The sequence below is a fragment of the Caballeronia udeis genome (assembly GCF_044909315.1).
GTDB lineage: Bacteria > Pseudomonadota > Gammaproteobacteria > Burkholderiales > Burkholderiaceae > Caballeronia > Caballeronia udeis_A.
Genome location: NZ_JBIYEB010000012.1, coordinates 65,736 through 87,487 on the forward strand (window position 1 = coordinate 65,736; position 21,752 = coordinate 87,487).

At 59.0% G+C, this 21,752-nt stretch carries 19 protein-coding genes; 15 read left to right on the forward strand and 4 right to left on the reverse strand.

Going from position 1 to position 21,752, the window contains the following annotated elements:
• Positions 1 to 6 precede the first annotated feature (6 nt).
• Positions 7 to 1,365: a FimL-related protein gene (locus ABH944_RS20145; RefSeq protein ID WP_404609594.1), complete on the forward strand. Its 1,359-nt coding sequence runs from the start codon at positions 7 to 9 to the stop codon at positions 1,363 to 1,365.
• Positions 1,366 to 1,426: 61 nt separating this feature from the next.
• On the opposite strand, the gene ABH944_RS20150 is transcribed toward ABH944_RS20145, so the two are convergent.
• A complete protein-coding gene (locus ABH944_RS20150; protein ID WP_404609593.1) occupies positions 1,427 to 2,878 on the reverse strand; it encodes a cryptochrome/photolyase family protein in 1,452 nt (483 codons plus the stop codon).
• Positions 2,879 to 2,907: 29 nt separating this feature from the next.
• Here ABH944_RS20150 and ABH944_RS20155 point away from each other — a divergent pair, with 29 nt between their 5' ends.
• From ABH944_RS20155 to rfbD, 10 genes are all read left to right on the forward strand, one after another.
• A complete protein-coding gene (locus ABH944_RS20155; RefSeq protein WP_047845053.1) occupies positions 2,908 to 3,486 on the forward strand; it encodes a YqgE/AlgH family protein in 579 nt (192 codons plus the stop codon).
• Entirely contained in the window at positions 3,483 to 3,941 is a 459-nt protein-coding gene (gene ruvX / locus ABH944_RS20160; protein WP_097264828.1) for a Holliday junction resolvase RuvX, read from the forward strand. The genes ABH944_RS20155 and ruvX overlap by 4 nt, the downstream gene beginning before the upstream one ends.
• Positions 3,928 to 4,443, forward strand: a complete 516-nt coding sequence (gene pyrR / locus ABH944_RS20165) for a bifunctional pyr operon transcriptional regulator/uracil phosphoribosyltransferase PyrR (RefSeq protein ID WP_404609592.1) — start codon at positions 3,928 to 3,930, stop codon at positions 4,441 to 4,443. Before ruvX ends, pyrR begins: the two co-directional genes overlap by 14 nt.
• Positions 4,444 to 4,544: 101 nt before the next feature.
• Complete coding sequence (locus tag ABH944_RS20170; protein WP_062081816.1) at positions 4,545 to 5,576, forward strand: aspartate carbamoyltransferase catalytic subunit; 1,032 nt, start codon at positions 4,545 to 4,547, stop codon at positions 5,574 to 5,576.
• A 3-nt stretch (positions 5,577 to 5,579) separates the two neighbouring features.
• Positions 5,580 to 6,857, forward strand: coding sequence for a dihydroorotase (locus ABH944_RS20175; protein WP_404609591.1), 1,278 nt, complete (start codon positions 5,580 to 5,582; stop codon positions 6,855 to 6,857).
• A gap of 9 nt (positions 6,858 to 6,866) precedes the next feature.
• Positions 6,867 to 7,679 carry a lysophospholipid acyltransferase family protein gene (locus ABH944_RS20180; RefSeq protein ID WP_404609646.1) on the forward strand — a complete coding sequence of 271 codons (813 nt, stop codon included), beginning with the start codon at positions 6,867 to 6,869 and terminating at the stop codon, positions 7,677 to 7,679.
• 45 nt (positions 7,680 to 7,724) lie between these two features.
• Positions 7,725 to 8,786, forward strand: coding sequence for a dTDP-glucose 4,6-dehydratase (gene rfbB / locus ABH944_RS20185; RefSeq protein WP_404609590.1), 1,062 nt, complete (start codon positions 7,725 to 7,727; stop codon positions 8,784 to 8,786).
• 27 nt (positions 8,787 to 8,813) lie between these two features.
• Positions 8,814 to 9,707, forward strand: a complete 894-nt coding sequence (gene rfbA / locus ABH944_RS20190; protein ID WP_404609589.1) for a glucose-1-phosphate thymidylyltransferase RfbA — start codon at positions 8,814 to 8,816, stop codon at positions 9,705 to 9,707.
• Positions 9,692 to 10,243 carry a dTDP-4-dehydrorhamnose 3,5-epimerase gene (gene rfbC / locus ABH944_RS20195; RefSeq protein WP_404609588.1) on the forward strand — a complete coding sequence of 184 codons (552 nt, stop codon included), beginning with the start codon at positions 9,692 to 9,694 and terminating at the stop codon, positions 10,241 to 10,243. The genes rfbA and rfbC overlap by 16 nt, the downstream gene beginning before the upstream one ends.
• Before the next feature lie 10 nt (positions 10,244 to 10,253).
• On the forward strand, positions 10,254 to 11,159 hold the full coding sequence (gene rfbD, locus ABH944_RS20200) for a dTDP-4-dehydrorhamnose reductase (protein ID WP_404609587.1): 906 nt from the start codon (positions 10,254 to 10,256) through the stop codon (positions 11,157 to 11,159).
• Positions 11,160 to 11,181: 22 nt separating this feature from the next.
• On the opposite strand, the gene ABH944_RS20205 is transcribed toward rfbD, so the two are convergent.
• Positions 11,182 to 12,036: a symmetrical bis(5'-nucleosyl)-tetraphosphatase gene (locus tag ABH944_RS20205; RefSeq protein ID WP_404609586.1), complete on the reverse strand. Its 855-nt coding sequence runs from the start codon at positions 12,034 to 12,036 to the stop codon at positions 11,182 to 11,184.
• 764 nt (positions 12,037 to 12,800) lie between these two features.
• On the opposite strand from ABH944_RS20205, the gene gmd reads away from it, so the two are divergent.
• From gmd to ABH944_RS20225, 4 genes are all read left to right on the forward strand, one after another.
• Entirely contained in the window at positions 12,801 to 13,841 is a 1,041-nt protein-coding gene (gene gmd / locus ABH944_RS20210) for a GDP-mannose 4,6-dehydratase (protein ID WP_404609585.1), read from the forward strand.
• A gap of 309 nt (positions 13,842 to 14,150) precedes the next feature.
• Positions 14,151 to 15,554 (forward strand): class I SAM-dependent methyltransferase, encoded by a 1,404-nt coding sequence (locus tag ABH944_RS20215; RefSeq protein ID WP_404609584.1) that lies wholly within the window; start codon positions 14,151 to 14,153, stop codon positions 15,552 to 15,554.
• Between the two features lie 17 nt (positions 15,555 to 15,571).
• Complete coding sequence (locus ABH944_RS20220; RefSeq protein WP_404609583.1) at positions 15,572 to 18,154, forward strand: glycosyltransferase family 4 protein; 2,583 nt, start codon at positions 15,572 to 15,574, stop codon at positions 18,152 to 18,154.
• A gap of 235 nt (positions 18,155 to 18,389) precedes the next feature.
• Complete coding sequence (locus ABH944_RS20225) at positions 18,390 to 19,337, forward strand: class I SAM-dependent methyltransferase (RefSeq protein ID WP_404609582.1); 948 nt, start codon at positions 18,390 to 18,392, stop codon at positions 19,335 to 19,337.
• Positions 19,338 to 19,503: 166 nt separating this feature from the next.
• Here ABH944_RS20225 and ABH944_RS20230 read toward each other — a convergent pair whose 3' ends face one another.
• Positions 19,504 to 20,982 carry a hypothetical protein gene (locus tag ABH944_RS20230; protein WP_404609581.1) on the reverse strand — a complete coding sequence of 493 codons (1,479 nt, stop codon included), beginning with the start codon at positions 20,980 to 20,982 and terminating at the stop codon, positions 19,504 to 19,506.
• 48 nt (positions 20,983 to 21,030) lie between these two features.
• Positions 21,031 to 21,681 (reverse strand): adenylyl-sulfate kinase, encoded by a 651-nt coding sequence (gene cysC / locus ABH944_RS20235; RefSeq protein WP_404609580.1) that lies wholly within the window; start codon positions 21,679 to 21,681, stop codon positions 21,031 to 21,033.
• Positions 21,682 to 21,752 lie beyond the last annotated feature (71 nt).

Here is a 21,752-nt window from a genome sequence, read left to right on the forward strand (position 1 = left end):
CGTTCCATGACAACACAATCCGGCTTGAGCAACACGTTCCAGGCATTGCCCAATCCGCGCGGGGGCGCCGTGCGGATTGCGGAGATGGCGCTGACTGACGCCCTGCACGCATTCATGCGCGAAGGCGACACGCTCGGTGTCCTGCGCCGCGGGATTGGCGCGTTGCAGTCGGCCGGCTGGCTGCCGGCGCAGCGGTTCGGCGAGACCCTGGTGCTGGTGTCGCCGCTTGCCGGGCTCAGCGACAAAAGTCGGAACCAGTTCGCCGAGGCGCTGCGTGATTTCAGCGCGGCCGTGGAGCGCCGCAATCTGCGTGAGCTGGCCTGCTCCACGCTCCTCTTCGAGCATTATCGCGCGCTGCATGCGCTGATGGCCGCGCATACCCGGGCCGTGCCCGTTTCCTTCGATGACCTCGCGCTCGCCGGCCGCGCCATTCCTCCGGCTACGCTGCGTTCCGTTTCCCCCGAGCGCCTTGCCCGCGTGCGGGCGCACTACGAACGTGCACTGCTGATGCTGCTGCGCTCGAAGGCGGGCGAGTTGAAGGGGCAGGCGGAAATCGTTTCCATCCTGGACGCCTGTCTCGCCGATCTCGCCGGTCCCGATCCCTACGATTTCTGGCGTCTGGCGGGCGCGGTTGTCGGAGCATTGCGTTTGCAGCCCGATGACGACAACGCTGCCGACGCGCGCCGTCTGTACGCTCGCTTCAATCTGGTCCTGGCCGACCAGGCGCACGGTTTGTCGCACGCGCCCAAGTCGCTGGTGCGCGCCACGCTGGCGCTGTTGTGGCGTGATTACGCGTTATATGGCGCGTCTGCAGAGGATTCGGTTCAGGTCGATGTGTTGCGCGACTACGGCCTGACCGTGGACTGGCACGTTGCGGCAACGCAGGCGTCCGAGGAAGCGTGGGAGCGCAATGCGGAGCAGGCGCGCGATGCTTCCACGCGCGATCTGGGCGTATTGCGCGTGAACGCGGTTGCGTACGAAGATTTTCTGACGAGCGCCGAGCCGGCGATTGGCGCGTTGATCGAGCACGGCATGTCGGCGCGGGAGGCTGGACGCATTGACGTGTCGGCGGCGCTCAAGGCCGCCGACGCGGCGTATTGGCTGGGTGCTGCGGCGTGTGCGATAGGACTGGGCCATGTCGCGTTGCTGGCCGACACGCTTGGACTCGCGTGGCGGCGGATTGCGTACGAGGCGCAGATAACGCCGGACGGTTCACCGCTCGATGCCGCGATTCCCGAGAAGGCCGCTCAGGCGCTGGGTGCAATGTTGCATCAGGCTGCGGCGGGGATTGCACCTTCAGAGGGCGGGGCGTCGGTGGCGGCGCTGACCGCGATGATCGAAAGAGGCATTGCTGTCGCGCGATAGGTTTTTCGCTCGCGCTTAGCGGAAGAATTTGTGCATAAACGTAAGCGCCGGGTTAACTGCGCTACTTGACCGCGGCATACCGCGCGAGCGTGATTTTGCGCGCGGTATCGTGATCGACGACCGGCATCGGATAGTCAGCGCCCAGCGAAATGTTCGCCGCCTTCAACGCATCCGGTTTTGCTTTCCACGGCGCATGGATGTCTTTATCCGGCAGCGCCGCGAGTTCCGGCACGTAGTGACGGATGAACTTGCCCCGGGTATCGAATTTCTCCGACTGCGAGACCGGATTGAAAATGCGGAAATACGGCTGTGCGTCGCAACCGCTCGAGGACGCCCACTGCCACCCGCCATTATTCGATGACAGCTCGAAGTCGTTCAGCAGTGCCTCGAAATATTGCTCCCCGCGCCGCCAGTCAAGTCCCAGATCCTTGGTGAGAAAACTCGCCACAACCATCCGCAAGCGGTTATGCATGTAACCCGACTGATTGATCTGGCGCATTGCAGCATCGACTAGCGGGTAACCCGTCCGGCCTTCGCACCAGGCGGCGAAATTGGCATCCGGGGCATCTCCCGTTTCCCACTGTATACGGTCGTGCTCGGGCCTGAACGCCTTGTGGTCGCCCGGCATGCCGACATACGGGAAATGGTGCAGCACCGAAAAATAGAAGTCGCGCCAGATCAATTCGGACAGCCACGTTTCGGCACCCCGGTTGCCGTGGCGCTGAGCGTCGTGAGCAGTGCGAGCGAGTGCGCGAATGGAGATCGTGCCGTGCCGCAGATGCACGCTCAGATAGCTCGGACCCTTGACGGAAGGAAAGTCGCGCGCGCGGTCGTAATCGGCCATGCGGTCGCGGAAGTCATCGAATAGCTGGTACGCGCCGCTCGATCCGGCCGGCAACGCGGGTGCGTGCGCGGCACTGAATCCAAGCGATTCCAGCGACGGAATGGCGTGCTTCACGCCGGCCGGCGGGCGTGCCAGACCGCCAAGATTTTCTTCCGATGCATACGGCTTCAACGCATCCGGCGTCAGCGAGGCGAGCCAGTTGCGCTTATAGGGCGTGAACACGGTGTAGGGCTTGCCCGCGCCCGTCAGCACGTCGTCCTGATGAAAAATGACCTGGTCCTTGAACGTGAAAAACGGCACGTCCGCACTGGCCAGTTTTTTCCCGATATCCTCGTCCCGTGCCTTCGCCGACGGCTCGTAGTCGCGATTCGTGAATACCGCGTCGACGCCGCATGCGCGGGCCAGCGCCGGGATCTCGTGCGACGGCGCGCCGTGCCGCACCATCAGGCTGCCGCCCGCGTCGCGCAGGGTTTTATCGAGTTCAATCAGGCTGGCATGAATAAACGGGACACGGCGATCGTTTTGAGGAAGAGGCGAGAGAATTTCGCTGTCGAAAACGAAGGCGCACAGCACCCGGCGACAGCGTGTTAGTGCGTGATAGAGTGCAGCATGGTCTGCTACGCGCAGATCTCGTCGAAACCAGACTAGCCCCAGATCAAAGTCGGCCATCAAGCAGTGCCTTTGCTAAAATTCGAATTATGTCCAAGACTTCCGATCGCATCAATTTGACGAACCAGTTCCTGATCGCCATGCCCAGCATGGCCGATCCCACGTTCTCGGGAACCGTAGTCTACCTTTGCGATCACAGCGAGCGCGGTGCGCTTGGCCTGGTGATCAACCGGCCGACCGACATCGACCTCCAATCGCTTTTCAATCGCATCGACCTGAAACTCGAGATCGAGCCGCTCGTGCATTTGCCTGTCTATTTCGGCGGCCCGGTGCAGACGGAACGCGGCTTCGTGCTGCACGATCCGGCGGACGGCGACGTCTACACCTCGTCCATGAGCGTTCCCGGCGGCCTCGCCATGACCACGTCGAAAGACGTGCTCGAAGCGGTTGCGAGCGGCAAGGGGCCTGCACGGTTCCTGCTCACGCTCGGCCATGCCGGCTGGGGTGCGGGGCAACTGGAAGAGGAAATTGCCAAGAACGGCTGGCTGACCGTGGAAGCGGATCCGCGCATCGTCTTCGACGTACCCGCCGAGGACAAGCTGCAGGCGGCGTTGTCGCTGCTCGGCGTGTCGCTTTCCATGCTCTCGGGCGAAGCGGGCCACGCATGACGGGTGACGCCCGCACAGAAGCCACACTGCTTGCCTTCGATTACGGCGAGAAACGCATTGGCGTCGCGGTCGGCAATACGTTGACCCGGCACGCGCGGGCGCTGACGGTGCTCGAAAACCGTAGCCGTGAATATCGTTTCGAAGTAGTCGGTCAGTTAATTGCCGAATGGAAACCCATGACGGTGATCGTCGGCCTGCCCATGCACCCCGACGGTACCCCGCATGAAATGACTCAACTGGCCACGCGTTTCGGCAATCAGTTGAACGGCCGTTTCAGCGTGCCGGTGAGCTGGGTGGACGAACGGTATTCATCGGTGGAAGCGAAGGCCGAAATGAAGCGCAACGGCGTGAAGATGAATGCAAAAGGCCGCTACGACGATATCGACGCCGAAGCCGCCCGTGTCATCCTCCAACAGTATCTAGACGGACTTGACGACAATCATGAGTTCCATTGACGCCGAGGCGCTGTATCGCGAGCTGCTTGGTCAGATCCGCGCGGCTTATGGCGAGTCGCTGACGCGAGCGGGCGCGCCGGTGCTCGCCGGTATTTATAGCGGCGGCGTGTGGCTGGCCGAACGGCTGGCCAAAGACCTGAACGTGGCCGAATTCGGCGTGGTGAACGTGTCGTTGCATCGCGACGATTACGCAAAAAAGGGCCTGCACAGCCAGGCCAGCCCCACCTCGCTGCCCTTCGAAGTCGACAATCGAAATATTCTGCTGATCGACGACGTGCTCTCGACGGGCCGGACCGTGCGCGCAGCCGTCAACGAGCTTTATGATTTCGGCCGTCCGGCTTCTGTGGAACTGGCCGTGCTCGCCGATCGCGGTGGCCGCGAGTTGCCCATGGCGGCGCGTTTCACCGGCGGTGTGGTCGACGTACCCGCGAACGCCAATCTCGTGCTCACGCGGCGCGACGACGGCACGTTGGCGTTCACGACTGAAGCGCGCACGGATTAAAAACCCGCGCCTGCATGAATCGCATCGAATAGCAGCGAAGCGCCTCTCCGCTTTTCCCCGACAAAATACAACGTACCAAACAACGCACCACCAGGATCGACATGAACACGGCCACCCAGGGTTCTGCCGAAAGCAGCGTGCCGGACAGAAAACCGGCGTCTTCGCGCTACGGTTTTCTCAAAGGCAATCCGCAGCTCACGAAGAATGGCGAACTCAAGCATCTGCTCACCATAGAAGGACTTCCCCGCGCGATCGTCACGCATATTCTCGATACCGCCGAACAGTTCGTCAGCGTGACGGATCGCGAGATCAAGAAAGTGCCGTTGCTGCGCGGCAAGTCAGTCTTCAACCTGTTCTTCGAGAACTCCACGCGCACCCGGACCACGTTCGAGATCGCCGCGAAGCGGCTCTCGGCGGACGTGCTGAACCTGAATATCAATGCGTCGTCCACGAGCAAGGGCGAGTCGCTGCTCGACACCATCAACAACCTCTCGGCCATGCACGCGGACATGTTCGTCGTGCGTCATGCATCGAGCGGCGCGCCGTACCTGATCGCCGAGCATTGCGCGCCGCATGTGCACGTGATCAATGCCGGCGACGGGCGTCATGCACACCCCACGCAGGGTCTGCTCGACATGTACACCATCCGCCATTACAAGCGCGATTTCACGAATCTGCGCGTGGCTATAGTCGGCGACATCCTGCATTCGCGCGTAGCCCGTTCGGACATTCACGCGCTGACCACGCTCGGCGTGCCGGAAGTGCGCGCAATTGGTCCGCGCACCTTGCTGCCCGGCAATCTCAACGAGATGGGCGTGCACGTGTATCACAACCTCGACGAAGGCTTGAAGGGTGTCGACGTGATCATCATGCTGCGCTTGCAGAATGAACGCATGAGCGGCGCGTTGCTGCCCTCGGCGCAAGAGTATTTCAAGTCCTGGGGACTCACGCCCGAGCGTCTCGCGCTGGCGGCTCCTGACGCTATCGTGATGCATCCCGGACCGATGAACCGCGGCGTGGAAATCGATTCGCAAGTGGCCGACGGCCCGCAATCGGTGATCCTTAACCAGGTCACATTCGGAATTGCCGTGCGAATGGCGGTAATGGGCATCGTTGCCGGAAATAACGACTAAACCATGAAGATCCATATTCAGGGCGGCACGCTCATTGACCCGGCTGCGGGCACCGAAACCCAGGCCGATGTGTTTATCGAAGCAGGGAAGATCGTAGCCATTGGCGATGCCCCCGCCGATTTCGACGCGGCGCGGGTGGTCGATGCCAAAGGGTTGGCCCTTGCACCGGGTTTCGTCGACTTGTGCGCGCGGCTGCGCGAGCCGGGTTTTGAACACAAGGCCACGCTCGCGTCAGAAATGGCGGCCGCGGCTGCAGGCGGCGTGACCAGTCTCGTGTGTCCGCCCGACACCGATCCCGTTCTCGATGAACCGGGTCTTGTCGAAATGCTCAGGTTCCGCGCGCAGAAGCTGCATCAGGCGCATGTGTATCCGCTCGGCGCGTTGACCGTGGGGCTCAAGGGTCAGGTGATCACCGAGATGGTCGAGCTGACCGAGTCGGGCTGTATCGGCTTTTCGCAGGCGGATACGCCGATTGTCGATACCCGCACGCTACTGCGCGCGCTGCAATACGCGACCACGTACGGGTATGCCGTGTGGCTGCGTCCGCAGGACTCGTATATGGCGAGCGGCGGCGTGGCGGCGAGTGGCGCGGTAGCGTCGCGCCTCGGCCTGTCGGGCGTGCCGGTGTCGGCGGAAACTATCGCGTTGCATACTATTTTCGAGTTGGTCCGGGTGTCGGGGGCGCGCGTGCATCTGTCGCATTTGTCGTCGGCGGCGGGTGTTGCGCTGGTGCGCCAGGCGAAGGCCGAGGGCTTGCCCGTGACCTGCGACGTGACCATCAACCACGTGCATCTGACCGATATGGACATCGGCTATTTCAACTCGCAATTCCGCCTGGATCCCCCGTTGCGCTCGCAGCGTGACCGCGATGCGATTCGCGCGGGGCTGGCGGATGGCACCATCGACGCAATCTGTTCCGATCACACACCGCTGGACGACGACGAAAAGCTGCTGCCTTTCGCCGAGGCCACGCCGGGCGCGACCGGGCTGGAACTGCTGCTGTCGCTGACGGTGAAATGGGCGCGTGAGGCGCGCGTGCCGCTGGCGAAGGCGCTCACGCGCATCACGACTGCGCCGGCCGGTGTGCTCAAGCTGAACGCGGGGCGTATAGCGGTCGGCGAGTCGGCCGATCTCTGTCTCTTCGACCCCGCCGCCGAATGGCTTGTTGAACCCGCGAAGCTGAAGAGCCAGGGGCACAACTCACCGTTCCTCGGTTATGAGCTGCCGGCGCGCGTCCTCATGACGCTTGTCTCCGGGCATATTGCGTATGAAGCGCGCTAACCGGTCCTGATCATGTTCGCTTTCCGCAAAGCACGGATTTTTGGGCATCTGCTGCACGGGATGTGGACTGTCGCCACGCGTTTTCCCAACGCGACGCCGCAGGTGCGCATGGAGTTGAATCGGCGCTGGTCGATTGAAATGTTGCGTCGATGCGGGATGAAGCTTGTGGTGCACAACGATCAGGCGCGGCTCGACAGCGGCGCGCTGGTGGTCGGCAACCACGTGTCCTGGATCGATATCTACGTGATCAACGCATGGCGCCCGACGCCGTTCGTCTCGAAGGCTGAAGTGCGCCAATGGCCGCTGGTCGGCTGGCTCGCGCAGCAACTCGACACGATCTTCCTGCAACGCGAAAAACGCAGCGACGCCAAGCGCATCATGCATGAGCTGTCGGAACGGCTCTTGCGCGGCGAACTCATGTGCGTATTTCCGGAAGGGACGACGTCGCTTGGTACTGACTTGCTGCCGTTTCACTCCAACCTGTTCCAGGCGGCTGTGTCGGCGTCCTGTCCGGTGCAGCCGATCTGCCTGATGTACGAAGGCGCGAACGGGCGGCAGTCGGAAGCACCGGCTTATATCGATGACCTGACGCTCGCGTTCACGTTGAACGCCATGCTTCGCGATACGCCGCTGACGGCCCATCTTTACGTCTGCGATGCGATCGCACCGGGTGTGGACAGGCGCGTGTTGGCGAAGGAAGCGCAGGCGGCGGTGGAGGCTGCGTTGCGGCGGATGCAGCAGGGATTGGGGGCGCTGGGGGCGGTTGTTGATGATGACGCGGGCGCGGTTGCCGAGTTCGAAGCGGTGACGCCACGGCAGTGAACGATGCGTGCGTCATCCGGGCACCTATCGGCTTAGAGGGCTTTTATGATTCTGGTAACGGGGGGCGCTGGATTTATCGGCGCTAATTTCGTGCTCGACTGGCTGACTGCAGCAAGCGAAGCCGTGCTCAACGTAGACAAGCTGACCTACGCCGGGAATCTGGGGACGCTCAAGTCGGTGCAAAGCGATCCTAAGCATATTTTCGCGCGTGCGGATATCTGCGACCGCGCTGCGATAGACGTACTGCTCAGCCAGCATAAACCCCGCGCGATCCTGCATTTCGCCGCTGAAAGTCATGTGGACCGGTCCATTCACGGGCCTGCCGAGTTTGTTCAGACCAATGTTGTCGGCACGTTCACGCTGCTCGAAGCGGCGCTTGCCTATTGGAAAACGCTGCCCGGCGCGGATCAGATGGCGTTTCGTTTTTTGCATGTATCGACGGATGAAGTATTCGGCTCGCTGTCCGCCAACGACGCGCCGTTCTCCGAGACCACGCCTTACGCCCCGAACAGTCCGTATTCCGCGACTAAAGCTGCGTCCGATCATCTGGTGCGGGCATATGGGCACACCTACGGCCTGCCGGTCGTGACGACGAATTGTTCAAACAACTACGGACCGTATCAGTTTCCCGAGAAGCTGATACCGCTGGTCATCGGGAATGCACTGAGCGGCAAACCCTTGCCTGTTTATGGCGATGGTCAAAATATCCGTGACTGGCTTTACGTCGGCGACCATTGCGCGGCGATTCGCGAAGTGCTGGCGCGTGGCCGGCCAGGTGAGACGTATAACGTCGGCGGTTGGAACGAGAAGACGAACCTGGATGTCGTCCATGCCGTCTGCGATCTGCTGGACCGGCTGAAAGCGAAAGCCTCCGGGTCATACCGCGACCAGATCACCTTCGTCGCGGATCGGCCGGGCCATGACCGCCGCTATGCTATCGACGCGCGCAAGCTCGAACGTGAACTCGGGTGGAAGCCTGCGGAAACGTTCGAGACCGGCATCGATAAAACGGTGCGGTGGTATCTCGACAACCCGGCGTGGGTTGATGAAGTGGCGTCCGGCGAATATCGCAAGTGGGTCGAGGCCAACTATGCGCAGCGTGTTTGAACTCCATAAGCCCAACAAGGACTGACGATGGCCCGCAAAGGCATCATTCTCGCCGGTGGTTCGGGTACGCGGCTCTACCCGATCACCCATGTTGTCTCGAAGCAGTTGCTGCCCGTGTACGACAAACCGATGATCTACTACCCGCTCTCCACGCTGATGATCGCGGGAATTCGCGACGTACTGATCATATCGACACCGGAGGATACGCCGCGTTTCGAATCGATATTCGGCGACGGCAGCCAGTGGGGCATGAACTTCCGGTACGCGGTCCAGCCGTCGCCGGACGGACTGGCGCAGGCGTTCATCATTGGCGAGGAGTTCATTGGCGGGGACACCTGCGCGCTGATTCTCGGTGACAATATTTTCTACGGCCACGATCTCGGCAAGCAACTCGAGCATGCCAGTGCGAAGACCGACGGCGCGACGGTTTTTGCTTACCACGTGCAAGACCCTGAGCGTTACGGCGTGGTTGAATTCGATGCGAATTACCGCGCGTTGTCGATCGAAGAAAAGCCGGCGGTACCGCGTTCGAACTATGCGGTGACGGGCCTCTATTTCTACGATAACAACGTCTGCGAGATCGCGGCGGATATCCAGCCGTCGTCGCGTGGGGAGCTCGAAATCACCGATGTGAATTCGTTTTATCTCGCGCAGGGCAAGCTGGACGTGGAGATCATGGGGCGAGGTATTGCGTGGCTTGATACCGGCACGCCCGATTCGTTGATCGATGCTGCGTTGTTCATCGCGACATTGCAGAAACGCCAGGGCCTGATGGTCGCGTGTCCTGAAGAAATTGCGTACCGTCGCGGATGGATCGACGGCGAGCAATTGTTGAAGCTCGTGCACCCGCTGGCAAGAACCGCCTATGGGCAATACCTGCTCAACCTACTTAAGAGCCACGTCGCATGGCCGTCCACTTAACCGCTACCGCGTTGCCGGAAGTCGTGGTCATCGAGCCGGAATTATCCGGTGATGCCCGCGGCTATTTCTACGAAAGTTTCAACAGCCGTGATTTCAGCGAGCACGTGCAGGCGGGCGTTGAATTCGTGCAGGACAATCATTCGTGCTCGTCCCGGGGAGTGCTGCGCGGACTGCATTATCAGATCGCGCATGCGCAGGGCAAGCTCGTGCGTGTGGTGGAAGGCGAGGTCTTCGACGTCGCCGTGGATATCCGCAAGAGCTCTCCGCGGTTTGGACAGTGGAGCGGCGTGACGTTGTCGGCGGAGAATCGTCGGCAGGTGTGGGTGCCACCGGGGTTCGCGCATGGTTTTGTTGTGTTGTCGGAGTCGGCGCAGTGCTTGTACAAGACGACCGATTACTGGTATCCGGAGCATGCACGAAGCATCCTCTGGAATGATCCGGCAATCGGGATTGAGTGGCCGATCGACTTCGAGCCGCTGCTTTCCGAGCAGGACGCGGCGGCCGTGCACCTGGCCGACGCGGAGCATTTCGAGTGAGGGCCCGTAGATGACTACCGGAGACGGGCGGAAACTCGTTTTGCTGACGGGCGCCAACGGCCAGGTCGGCTTCGAACTGGCGCGCAGTCTGCAGGGGTTGGGGCAGGTGGTGGCGCTGAATCGCCGCGGCCTTGATCTTACGGATTCCGAAAAGATTCGGCGAGTCGTACGCGAACTGTCGCCGGCGCTGATTGTCAACGCGGCAGCTTATACGGCTGTGGATTCAGCCGAAAGCGATGTCGCTGCGGCCATGCGCCTCAATGCCGAAGCGCCGGATATTCTGGCGCAGGAGGCGAAGCGTCTTGGCGCGTTGCTGGTTCACTACTCTACGGATTATGTCTTCGATGGCACGAAGGACGGTCCGTACGAAGAAGACGATGCCGCGAATCCGCTGAATGTCTACGGCAAGAGCAAGCTTGCCGGTGAGCAGGCGATTGCGGCGTCGGGTTGCGCGCATCTGATCTTCCGGACGAGCTGGGTGTACGGCGCGCGAGGCAAGAACTTCCTTAGAACGATGCTGCAGCTTGGCATGCACCGCGAGGAGTTGAGCGTGGTGGCTGACCAGATAGGCGCACCGACATGGTCCAGGACCATCGCGACGATAACGTCGGAGGTGTTGTCACAGCTTCTTGCCCAGGACGCGGACGAGTGGCTGCGGTACTCGGGCATTTACCACCTGACGGCTTCCGGCGCGACCTCGTGGTGCGGCTTTGCTCAGGCTATCTTCGACAAATCGACGTTGAAGCAGAAGCCGGTGGTCAAGGCGATCCCTACGGCGGCTTATTCGTCATATCCAACTGCGGCGGCTCGCCCGCGGAACTCCCGGCTGTCGAACCAGAAGTTGTTCACCCTGTTTGGGGTGACGGCGCCTGACTGGCGTGACGCGCTGGAATTCTGCATGGCGGATTTGTTGTAGATCCGTCATGCGCGTGCGGCCTTTAGTCGATTACAGCGCGGCAGTTCGAGCATTCGACCTGGGTCACGGTGCGTTCGGCCGGGTTGCTTGCCAGGCGTACCGCGGTGAGTTCTTCACCCCACACGCAGCCTGAATCCAGGCCGATCACGTTATCGCGGATGATCAGGCCCAGCGCAGCCCAATGGCCGAACACGACTGTGACATCCGATGTTCCGCGCGACGGCACGTCGAACCAGGGCATGAAACCCGGGGGCGCCGAATCCATCCCGCCGCTGGACGAGAAGTCCATGTCGCCTTCGGCGGAGCAAAAGCGCAGGCGTGTCAGCGCGTTGCACACCACGCGCAGCCGGTCGCTGCCCTTGAGCTTGGATTTCCAGCGGGCCGGCTCGTTGCCGTAGAGGCTCGCGAGCGTTTCTTTCCAGTTGGGCGCGCGGAGCGCGCGCTGGAATTCGTCGGCGAGTTCGAGTGTCAGTGCGACATCCCATTGCGGCAGGACGCCTGCATGCACCATCAGCGCGCCGTGATCGAAATGAGCGATCGGGCGATGCCGAACCCAGTCGAGGAGATCGGCGGCGTCGGGGGCGGCCAGGATTTCGTCTATGGTGTCGCCTTTCTTCGACTTTCGGATCCCCGCCGAAACGGACAGCAGATGCAGGTCATGATTACCGAGGACGGCAACGGCACGGTCGCCCAGAGCGATCAGGTCGCGCAGGGTGGCGAGCGATTCGGGGCCTCGGTTGATGACGTCCCCGGCGAACCACAAAGGCGTGGCGTCGCTCGGTGCAGCTTTGGTCAGCAGACGCTGGAATGCTTCGCGGCAACCCTGGATATCGCCGAAAGCGAGGGGAACGGGGCGTTGCGGGAATAAAGATGCCATGTGGGAACGGTGCGAAGAATGAATCTATTGCCGGCACAGGCGCGGCGCGTGAACGGACGTTTTGGCATGCAGATCTATTGAGAGACTTGTCTGCCGGGCCGTTCTGGAGAGGCCGAGGTGCTGTGGCGGGCTTGCATGGGCTTGGGCATTGGCCGCGCAAGCCGGCTAAATCAACGTGACATCATAACCGAGGCTGGTTGAGGCTTGCTGGGGTTTGAAGGTCATCGGTGAACTGCTGGATTTCTGGTTTCGTTGGGCGGGCCGAACCACGTAATTCTATCGGCGCCCCGAGAACTTCGTGTGAAATAGTGTTAACAAGTAACCACACTGTCGCTTGAACATCGATGGGCACTTTTTTAATGAATTTTTGATCGTTTTTTCGCTGCTTACAATTGGGGCGGATTCGGTGGACAGCTTCGAAACAGATTCGCAGCGGCTTCAGGCCGGCCCGCTGCGGCTCCCAGGCTGTTTCTCAAGCCGGTGCCGTTGGAATTTATCTGATTAATTTTACGGCGAGCGTTGTCGTGGCCGATTCAGTTCGGTCATTTTGTTTCTGCTGCTGCAATTTTTTCCGGACCGCGCTTTAACACGTTGGCGATTTGCTTACGAAGTGTTCTCTCGAGCAGACAACGCGTTGCATCGGGCTGCGAAAGCATATGTCTCGGCTGACGACGCGTTTTGTGCGTCGGATATAATCGCACCATTTTTAAGCCATTCTCCATCATTGCGTTGGATTTGCATGATGGTGGGTTTTTCCAAGGGAGATGGAATTGACGAGCGCAGTTGTAACTGGCATTACCGGGCAGGACGGGGCATATCTCACGCAGTTGCTGCTGGAAAAGGGCTATGACGTCCACGGCACTTATCGGCGGACGAGCTCGGTCAACTTTTGGCGGATGGAAGAACTGGGCGTCCTGAACCATCCGAAGCTGCATCTCGTCGAACACGACCTGACCGATCTGGGCGCGTCAATCCGCCTGATCGAAAAGGCGCAGCCGCGTGAGGTTTATAACCTCGCGGCACAAAGCTTTGTGGGCGTGTCGTTTGACCAGCCCGCTACGACCGCTGAGATTACCGGCGTGGGCGCGCTGAACCAGTTGGAAGCCATCCGCATTGTCGACAAATCGATTCGCTTCTATCAGGCATCGACGTCGGAAATGTTCGGCAAGGTGCAGGCCATTCCGCAGAAGGAAGACACGCCGTTCTATCCGCGCAGCCCGTATGGCGTCGCCAAACTGTATGCACACTGGATCACGATCAACTATCGCGAGTCCTACGACATCTTTGGTTCGAGTGGCATCTTGTTCAACCACGAGTCGCCATTGCGCGGCCGTGAGTTCGTCACGCGCAAGATCACGGATTCGGTCGCCAAGCTCTCGTTGGGCAAGCTCGACGTGATCGAGCTGGGCAACCTGGATGCCAAGCGCGACTGGGGTTTCGCGAAGGAATACGTCGAAGGCATGTACCGCATGCTGCAGGCCGACGAACCCGATACTTACGTGCTTGCCACCAACCGTACGGAAACCGTGCGTGATTTCGTGACCATGGCGCTCAAGGGCGTGGGTATCGAAGGCCAATGGCGTGGCGAAGGCGAAAAAGAAGAATGCGTCGATGCGTCCAACGGCAAGGTTATCGTGCGCATCAATCCCAAGTTCCATCGTCCGGCTGAAGTCGAGTTGCTGATCGGCGACCCGACCAAGGCGAAGGAAAAGCTGGGCTGGGAGCCGAAGACCACGCTTGAGCAGTTGTGCAAGATGATGGTTGAGGAAGATCTGCGCCGCAACAAGGCAGGTTTCTCGTTCTGATTTCCGGTCGGGCTGGCTCGGTTCACCGACGCCGGCCTGCTTATCGGTTATGTATTGGCTATGTCGCGCTGAATTGTTTGCGTTGTATTTGCAAGACAGCGCGGCATTTGCATTTGGTTTTGCGGATAGTCTGCTGGGCTCGCGCGGGGAGTTGGTTCGCCGCGTGCCATTTGCGGCGACGTCGATGAAACGCGACGGCGTGCGCACCCTCCGGCGCCCGGCACTATCCCTGTTCTTGGCTGTGCGTGGATCAAGCTTTAGCCTGCTCGCCGGGAACTTCAACGTACAGATGAAAGCACAGCGGAATTTATGGTAACCGACGATTTTTATCGTGCGCTCGAAGACCGGTTTCGGGGCAGTCGCGACCTGATCAAGGCGCGGCAGAGCGTGTACCTGCCAGTCGTCGAAGCATTGCTTCAGCGCGTCCCCAAGAAGATCATCGACATAGGCTGCGGCCGCGCGGAATGGCTTGAATTGCTGGGCGAGCGCGGACTGAGCGCAGAGGGCCTGGATCTCAACGACGAGTTCGTTGCGAGCGGCCAGCATGCGGGACTGTCCGTCATCAAGGGCGATGCAACCGGCTATCTTGGTCAACAGCCCGATCAATCGCACGCACTGGTGAGCGCATTCCACGTAGTCGAGCACCTCGGCTTCGAGAAACTGCTGACGTTCATGAAGGAAGCGCATCGGGTTCTGGACGACGGCGGCGCGATGCTGCTGGAAACGCCCAATCCGGCGAACCTGGTAGTGGGCGCGTGCAATTTCTATCTGGACCCGACTCACGAGCGGCCGATCCCGTCCATCCTCCTGAGCTTTGCTGCGGAGTTCTCCGGGTTCGAGCGTGTTGTCGTGGTGCCGGTGAATCGCGATTTTGTGCAGAACGACCTCGAGTTGATGCCGACAGAATTGTCGGGTGCGAGCGTCGTGAACAAAGTGGTGTCGGCGCTGGATCAAAACTTCATGCAGGCGCCCGATTACGCGATCATCGCGTTCAAGAAAGCGGACAACGAGGCGATCGCGATTGCTGAGACACTCGTTACGCCATCGGCGTTGCCCATCTCGCAAAAGGAGACCGAGGACGTGAACGCATTGTTTGCTCGAGTACTCGAGGCGGAAAAGGAGCGGGTAGCGCTGCAGGGGAAGGCGGAGCGGGCGGCTGCTGAAGCGGCGTATTCCAGACAACGCGCTCTGGAAAGCGAAGCGCGAGCACGCGATATTCAACGAAGCGCGGAAGAGGCGCAGTGGCAAATGCGTGAAATACAGGGGCAACTGGACCTGTCGCGCACGCGTCTGCTCGAGGCTGCAGCGCGGGTGACTGCAGCTGAGCAAGCCGCCCACGCAGCTAATCACCGAGTGGCTGCTATGCTGAACAGCAGTAGTTGGCGTTTGTCGTCACCGGTGCGTGCGATAGGGCTGGCCGGCCGCAAGATCGGGGCGTCGCCGGGAGTAGCCAATCGCACAGTGAAGCTTGGCCTCCAGCATGCCATGGCTTATGTGCAATGCCGTCCTGTGCTCAAGCAGCGTGTCGCGAATGTCCTCGCGCGGTTCCCGCGTGTGCGCGCGCGAATTGTGCGCTACACCGGCCTGCAGGCTGCTCAGGCCGTGGTGTCGGGCGCAGCGCTTCCTGCTGTAGAAACCGTTGAACGGATGACGGCGCGCGGGCGGTCGGTTTATTACGACTTGTTGAGCGCCAGGAACAGCGGCACACAATAAAACTTTCTGGTACTGACATGCGTATTGTTTTGGATCTTCAGGGGTGCCAGTCGGTCAGCCGGCTGCGGGGCATTGGTCGATACAGTCTTGCGCTGGCCAAAGCCATAGTCCGCAATGCGGGCGATCATGAAGTATGGATTGTGTTGAGCGATCTGTTTCCCGACACTATCGAGGACATACGGGCTTCATTCGAAGGCTTGCTGCCGTCCGAGCGAATCGCTACCTTCTCCCTTCCGAAGCTCACGCCGTACCAGGGCGCGCATGATTGGCGCGCTCGGGCCGCCGAGCTCATCCGTGAATACGCTATTGCTGAGCTCGAACCCGATCTCGTGCATATCAGCAGTCTGTTCGAAGGTTACGTGGATACGTCCATGACGTCGGTCAAGGCGTTTGATAAAACCACGTTGGTCGCGGTCACGCTGTACGACTTGATTCCATTCCTGAACCCCGCCAAATATCTGCCCGATGAAGGTCGTAGACAGCACTACTACGCGAAGATAGAAGCGTTGAAGCGTGCCGACGTACTTTTGGCCATTTCCGAATATTGTGGTGAAGAAGCGCGGCGGGAGCTGGGTATTCCGGCTTCGCGCATTGCAAGCATCTCGTCCGCCGTCGCGGATTCATTTGTACGTCTGGAGCAAAACGACGCGGACGTTCGCAAGCTGTACAGCCGCTTTGGGATATCACGGCCGTTCTTGATGACGACCGGCATTGTCGAACCGAGGAAGAACCTCGATGGATTGATCGTCGCGTATTCGAAGCTGCCCAAGGAACTGAGGCAGCGGTATCAGTTGTTTATCGTCTGTCAGCCGACCGATCTAGACCGTACGCGGTTGAATGAACTTGCTCGCAAGCATGACATGAGTGCTGATGAACTCGTGCTCGCAAGCTACGTATCCGATCGGGATCTCATTGCGTTGTACAGCCAGTGTCAGCTCTTTGTCTTCCCTTCCCTGCACGAAGGGTTTGGCTTGCCAGCACTCGAGGCAATGGCGTGTGGCGCGGCAGTGATCGGGTCGGCAACCACAAGCGTTCCAGAGGTGATCGGGCGTGAAGATGCGCTATTCAACCCGCTCGATCTGGATCAGATGGCGGACATGATGCACCGCGCGCTGACAGATGAAGCTTATTGGCAGTCGTTGCGCGATACCGCTCCAGAACGGGTTAGCAAGTTTTCGTGGGACGCTACCGGGCTCCGCGCCCTTGAGGCGTTCGAGAGTGCGTATGCGCAACGCTCGGGCGCCGAGTTGTCGACGGGTTCTTCCGTGATTGCAAGGAAGTCTGCGGAAAGCCGTTACCGAAGTCTGGTCGGTGCTCTTTCCCGCTTGGGTGCATCAGGATCGGATATCGATCTGATCGCCAGTGCAGACGCAATTGCTGCTAATCAGCGCGCTCAGCGCGTGCGGCAGCTTCTGGTAGATGTGTCTGTTCTCAGTGCTTTCGACGCCAAATCGGGTATTCAACGCGTCACGCGCTCGATACTTTTGAGCCTGCTGAACTCGCCGCCAGCGGGCTGGGCTGTGCGACCCGTGCGGCTTGATCGTCAGGAGATGGCGTATCGGTACGCAAACGACTACCTACGCAGTGTGAATGCCGCGGATGCGGAGTTTCAAGACAAGGACGAGTGGGTGGACACGCAACAAGGCGACATTTTCCTTGGCCTTGACCTTATCGCCGATACCGCTCCAGCCGCCGTCGGCTGGTTTACGGCGCAGCGAAATCGAGGCGTGCAGATATATTTTGTCGTGTACGACTTGCTGCCGGTGCTCCGGCCGGAGTGGTTTCACGAAGGTATTGCGTTGTGTTTCCCGTCATGGGTAGAGACGATCGCACGCGTGTCCGATGGCCTCATCGGCATTTCGCGGGCCGTCATCGACGACGTAAAGGGTTGGCTGGAGGGCGCAGCTCCCGTTCGCCTTCGCGATCTGAAGCTTGGATATTTCCACCTTGGCGCGGATATTGAAAACAGCCAGCCGAGTTCCGGTCTCCCCGACAATGCTGACAAGGTCCTCGAAGCGTTACGCTCCAAGCCGACCTTCGTTATGGTCGGCACGGTCGAGCCACGCAAGGGGCACGTTCAGGCATTTGCGGCGTTCGAACTCCTGTGGGCTGATAACGTCGATGTGAATCTGGTGATCGTGGGCAAAGCCGGATGGGGCGTTGAAGGGCTCCCCGAACGGTTGAGTGAGCGCGCGGAACAGGATGACCGCTTTTTCTGGCTGCAGGGCATCAGCGACGAATATCTCGAGCGCGTATATGGCGCGTCATCGTGTTTGCTGGCGGCTTCATTGGGCGAAGGTTTCGGACTGCCTCTGATCGAGGCAGCGCAGAAAGGTCTGCCAATCATCGCGCGGGATATTCCTGTGTTTCGCGAAGTGGCCGGGGATCACGCTTTTTACTTCGAGGGCGATACGCCGCAAGCATTGGCGGACGCGGTTCAAGCGTGGATCGAGCTTGATAGGACGGGCCTGGCGCCTTCGTCAGTGAAGATGCCGTGGTTGACGTGGAAGCAGAGCGCCGAAAAGCTGAATGAGGTAGTGCTGGAAGGGAAGTGGTATCAGACTTGGGGAAAGTTGCAGGGAGATCCTGCCAAGGCATGACTCTGCCTCGCGCAACGTTAGATCCCATTGTGAGGAGTTTCGAATCCACTTGTGACAATTTTTCCCGAGGAGTAGTTAGGCAGTTCTTACATGCAATAATCGACGGTAATATGGATCGCATGCGGGACTGAAAAATGCTCCATACGGGCTTGCCGCCGACTGAATTTAGTCATACTGGAGAGAGGGGCTCTGGCGAGAAGCATTCATTTGAACTGTTTGCGCTGAGAGGTTAGTAATGTTCCAATGGAAACAGCCGAAATCTGCAGACGAATCAAGAAAAATCTATTCGCTGGACTCATTTCCGCTTCGACCAGCATTGCCGTTGCCAGATGGTGTAACAAGAGACGAACTGTTCAATTGGGTAAGAGCAGTGCGGGTTGCAGATGCGCCGGATTCAATTTCTCAGTATTGCGACCAAGACTTCGAGCGATTTGTTCATACGGTTGGATTAGTGCAGCACGCCACCGGGAACTCGGCAGGCCCAAAGATGGGTCTTGAACTCGGAGCTAATCCTTACTTCACCACAATGCTGTTGCGTGAGTTCACCTCAGTAGAATGGCGCCTGGCCAATTACTTTGGTCCGCATTTGCCAACTGGCGAGGTTACTCAGCGGGTATTTCTCGATCAATTTAGACATTCGGAATTGCGAACTCATGTGGACCTCACATTTTCGCACTTCAACATCGAAGAAGACACGTACCCTTTCGAAGCGAGTTCCTTTGATATCGTCCTATTTTGTGAAATCATTGAGCATCTGCTAAATGACCCGTGCAAGGTGCTACGCGAAATTAGACGCGTGCTAAAGGATGATGGCACGCTTGTCCTTACAACTCCGAACGTAAATCGCCTCGAAAATGTGGCACGAATGATCGTGGGTGCAAATATTTACGATCCGTACAGTGGCTATGGGCCATACGGTCGTCACAATCGCGAATACAATAAGCATGAGCTTTACACAATGCTCACGTATCTGGGTTTTACTGTAGACGAGATTTTCACTGCAGACGTGAATCCGAACCTTAGCGCCAATTATCTCGACCCGCAAAAATTCGGGTCTCTTGTTGAATATCGTCAGCACGACCTGGGGCAATACATTTTCGTTCGAGCACGCAAGTCGGGCGCGGATAAAGGGAAGAAGCCGGCCTGGTTGTATCGATCATACAATCCGGAAGAGTTGGAGTAGGTAACTCACCGAGTCATGTTCGTCGGTCTTCTCTGACCTGATTGTGACCGCGCATCAGGAGGTCGAAGCGCACAAGGATTCATGCGCTTCGACCTCCGCAATATGATCAGATATAAGTGTTTGCGGAATTGCATCTAAAGCCGCTTTAGCGGTCTTAAATGCCCCGCTATTCCATTGCAGGCCACACGGTTGCTCCTAGCCATCGGATTCCGAGTGCACCCGCATCGGTTGGGAAATCTTCAACGCAATTCCCTGAGAATGGTTTGCCGTTGATCTCCAGGCTGGTACCTTCACTCGTTACCAAGAAGCGAACGTCCCCAGAAAGCGGAAGGCCGGCTATTGCAGTATCGTCGCGTCGATTCCACGATCGGCCGTCATGAATCCAATGGCTCATTTCGGCTTCGGTTTCGCTTATGCGTTGGATCAATAACGCGTCCATGTCGGCATCGCCACCGTGGCCACGATAGGCGACGATAGCCATATGTGACTCGGCCTCTGGTTGGGCGATCGAAAAGGAGAAGTGAAGGTTCCGATCAGGTCGATTTTTTGTTCGCTGGACCAGCAGACAAAGGTTTCCTGAGTCAGCCACCTGACCGCCGTTCTCGATAGATACAGGGGATCCAAAGACCAACTCGAATGATTTCCACAACGCTTTTGATCGCAAGGCGCGATTCGATGCGCTCAAACGTTCCGTTGCTATTTCCTCTCGCCTATCGCGTTTCAGTAGCGCATCGAGTCCGGCGAAGAGGTGGCCGTGGTGCGCTTCGTCCTTGATATTGAGCAAGCGCACTTCGTGAACTGCACCGTAGGAGCCGAGGCAAAAATAATCAATCGCTTGCCAGGTGTTTCTGTCGACCAGCCATAAACCGCTCATGGAGTGCCGCCGTGACTCCCGCCTCGCTCTCTCACTTTCGCCGATCAGTACGAAATCGGCCGATGCCGCCAAGCCTCGGGTATAGACGGGATTGCCGGAGTCCCAAAGGATCTCCCCACTGACGAGATCAATAACCGATCCTGCCTCGCTATGGCATGAGATTTTCTGACTATCGTCAGTTACCCAGATGTTGTGCAAACCTGTGCGGTTTTTGACATTTTCAAGCGATAGCAGTTCGAGGTCGGGAAAGCTGAATTGAGCCAGTGCCGATCCCTTTCCATGGCGGTGCGCAATCGCGTACAGCATGCCATTTTTCTCGAAGACCGAATTCAGATGATCACCTGGTACGTCGTCGGGAGACAAGCGATCCCACCGAACGTCGGAAACCCTTGCTTCCTGCATCAGGTTGGGTCTGGCCGGGTCGAAGATTGAAATGGCGTTGCGACCAGTGTTCGTGCAAATGATCCGCCCGTCGGATGCGAAGGCAATCTGATGCGGCTGCGATAGAAACGGCTGCGTTGTAAATGCACCTTCCGACAAGACTCCAACTTCTGAAAGGGCGTATGAAGAAACGTCCCGCAACTCATTGTTGTCGAGCATTGAGTGTGACAGGATCAGGTCCGGTCCTTCGGGGCGCCAGGTGATGCCGTAATACTCTGAACGATTCCATTCGAGGGGGGTTATCCGCTTCGACTTCAGTTCAACCAGCAACAACGCACGCACCGTGGCAACGATTGCATACAGGGGATCACTCCCTGAAAGTTTGTCCACTTTCATCCTCAAAATAAAAACACGATCGACGATATAAACGTCGTCGATTTAACGCGATACGACGAATGCCTCACATTTCTCACGTACAAGCTCGGTTAACCGGCGCACTGACTCTTCCACATCCTGCGTGTCAGTATTCAGCAATAAGGCCGGCTCAAGTGGTTCCTCGTACAGAGACGAGAAGCCCGTGAAGTTCGCGATTTCGCCCCGTTTGGCCCTTGCATAGTGGCCTTTAGGATCGCGCTTCTGGCATACGGACAGTGGACAACTGCAGTAGATTTCCAAAAAATCGTCCGGCGGAATTAACTGCTTGATTTGCTCACGAGCTTGGCGAACGGGCGAAACCAGGGCGACGATCACAACGAAGCCCTGGTCGAGAAAGAGCTTTGCGGTTTCCGCAACTCTACGAACATTTTCATTTCGATCAGCATCCGAAAAACCCAGGTCAGCGCATAAGCCGAGGCGGATGTTGTCGCCGTCAAGGGTCACCGTCTGGAAGCCGAGATCGTAAAGGATCCCTTCGGTAGTTTGTGCAATCGTCGATTTACCTGAACCGGGCAAGCCGGTTAGCCAGACGACAGCGCCCCGATGACCGTTCTTCTGCTCACGCTGAAGCCGTGTGACGGCCGTTGGCTGTCTGACGAGGTTGACAGCGGGCGACGCACGCTCGTCGTCGCACGCGCGAGGGGTTGTTTCCATAATTGTTCCTACTTCGGACGCTTTGCGGATTGAGGGTCCAGAGTGCGCAGCGAATCTGTCAATTCCTGACG

Bases quoted from the DNA above. Each gene is read 5' to 3' on its own strand.
- ABH944_RS20145 (WP_404609594.1), top strand. From the start codon at position 7: ATGACAACACAATCCGGCTTGAGCAACACGTTCCAGGCATTGCCCAAT.
- ABH944_RS20150 (WP_404609593.1), bottom strand. From the start codon at position 2,878: ATGGCCGACTTTGATCTGGGGCTAGTCTGGTTTCGACGAGATCTGCGC.
- ABH944_RS20155 (WP_047845053.1), top strand. From the start codon at position 2,908: ATGTCCAAGACTTCCGATCGCATCAATTTGACGAACCAGTTCCTGATC.
- ruvX (WP_097264828.1), top strand. From the start codon at position 3,483: ATGACGGGTGACGCCCGCACAGAAGCCACACTGCTTGCCTTCGATTAC.
- pyrR (WP_404609592.1), top strand. From the start codon at position 3,928: ATGAGTTCCATTGACGCCGAGGCGCTGTATCGCGAGCTGCTTGGTCAG.
- ABH944_RS20170 (WP_062081816.1), top strand. From the start codon at position 4,545: ATGAACACGGCCACCCAGGGTTCTGCCGAAAGCAGCGTGCCGGACAGA.
- ABH944_RS20175 (WP_404609591.1), top strand. From the start codon at position 5,580: ATGAAGATCCATATTCAGGGCGGCACGCTCATTGACCCGGCTGCGGGC.
- rfbB (WP_404609590.1), top strand. From the start codon at position 7,725: ATGATTCTGGTAACGGGGGGCGCTGGATTTATCGGCGCTAATTTCGTG.
- rfbA (WP_404609589.1), top strand. From the start codon at position 8,814: ATGGCCCGCAAAGGCATCATTCTCGCCGGTGGTTCGGGTACGCGGCTC.
- rfbC (WP_404609588.1), top strand. From the start codon at position 9,692: ATGGCCGTCCACTTAACCGCTACCGCGTTGCCGGAAGTCGTGGTCATC.
- rfbD (WP_404609587.1), top strand. From the start codon at position 10,254: ATGACTACCGGAGACGGGCGGAAACTCGTTTTGCTGACGGGCGCCAAC.
- ABH944_RS20205 (WP_404609586.1), bottom strand. From the start codon at position 12,036: ATGGCATCTTTATTCCCGCAACGCCCCGTTCCCCTCGCTTTCGGCGAT.
- gmd (WP_404609585.1), top strand. From the start codon at position 12,801: ATGGAATTGACGAGCGCAGTTGTAACTGGCATTACCGGGCAGGACGGG.
- ABH944_RS20215 (WP_404609584.1), top strand. From the start codon at position 14,151: ATGGTAACCGACGATTTTTATCGTGCGCTCGAAGACCGGTTTCGGGGC.
- ABH944_RS20220 (WP_404609583.1), top strand. From the start codon at position 15,572: ATGCGTATTGTTTTGGATCTTCAGGGGTGCCAGTCGGTCAGCCGGCTG.
- ABH944_RS20225 (WP_404609582.1), top strand. From the start codon at position 18,390: ATGTTCCAATGGAAACAGCCGAAATCTGCAGACGAATCAAGAAAAATC.
- cysC (WP_404609580.1), bottom strand. From the start codon at position 21,681: ATGGAAACAACCCCTCGCGCGTGCGACGACGAGCGTGCGTCGCCCGCT.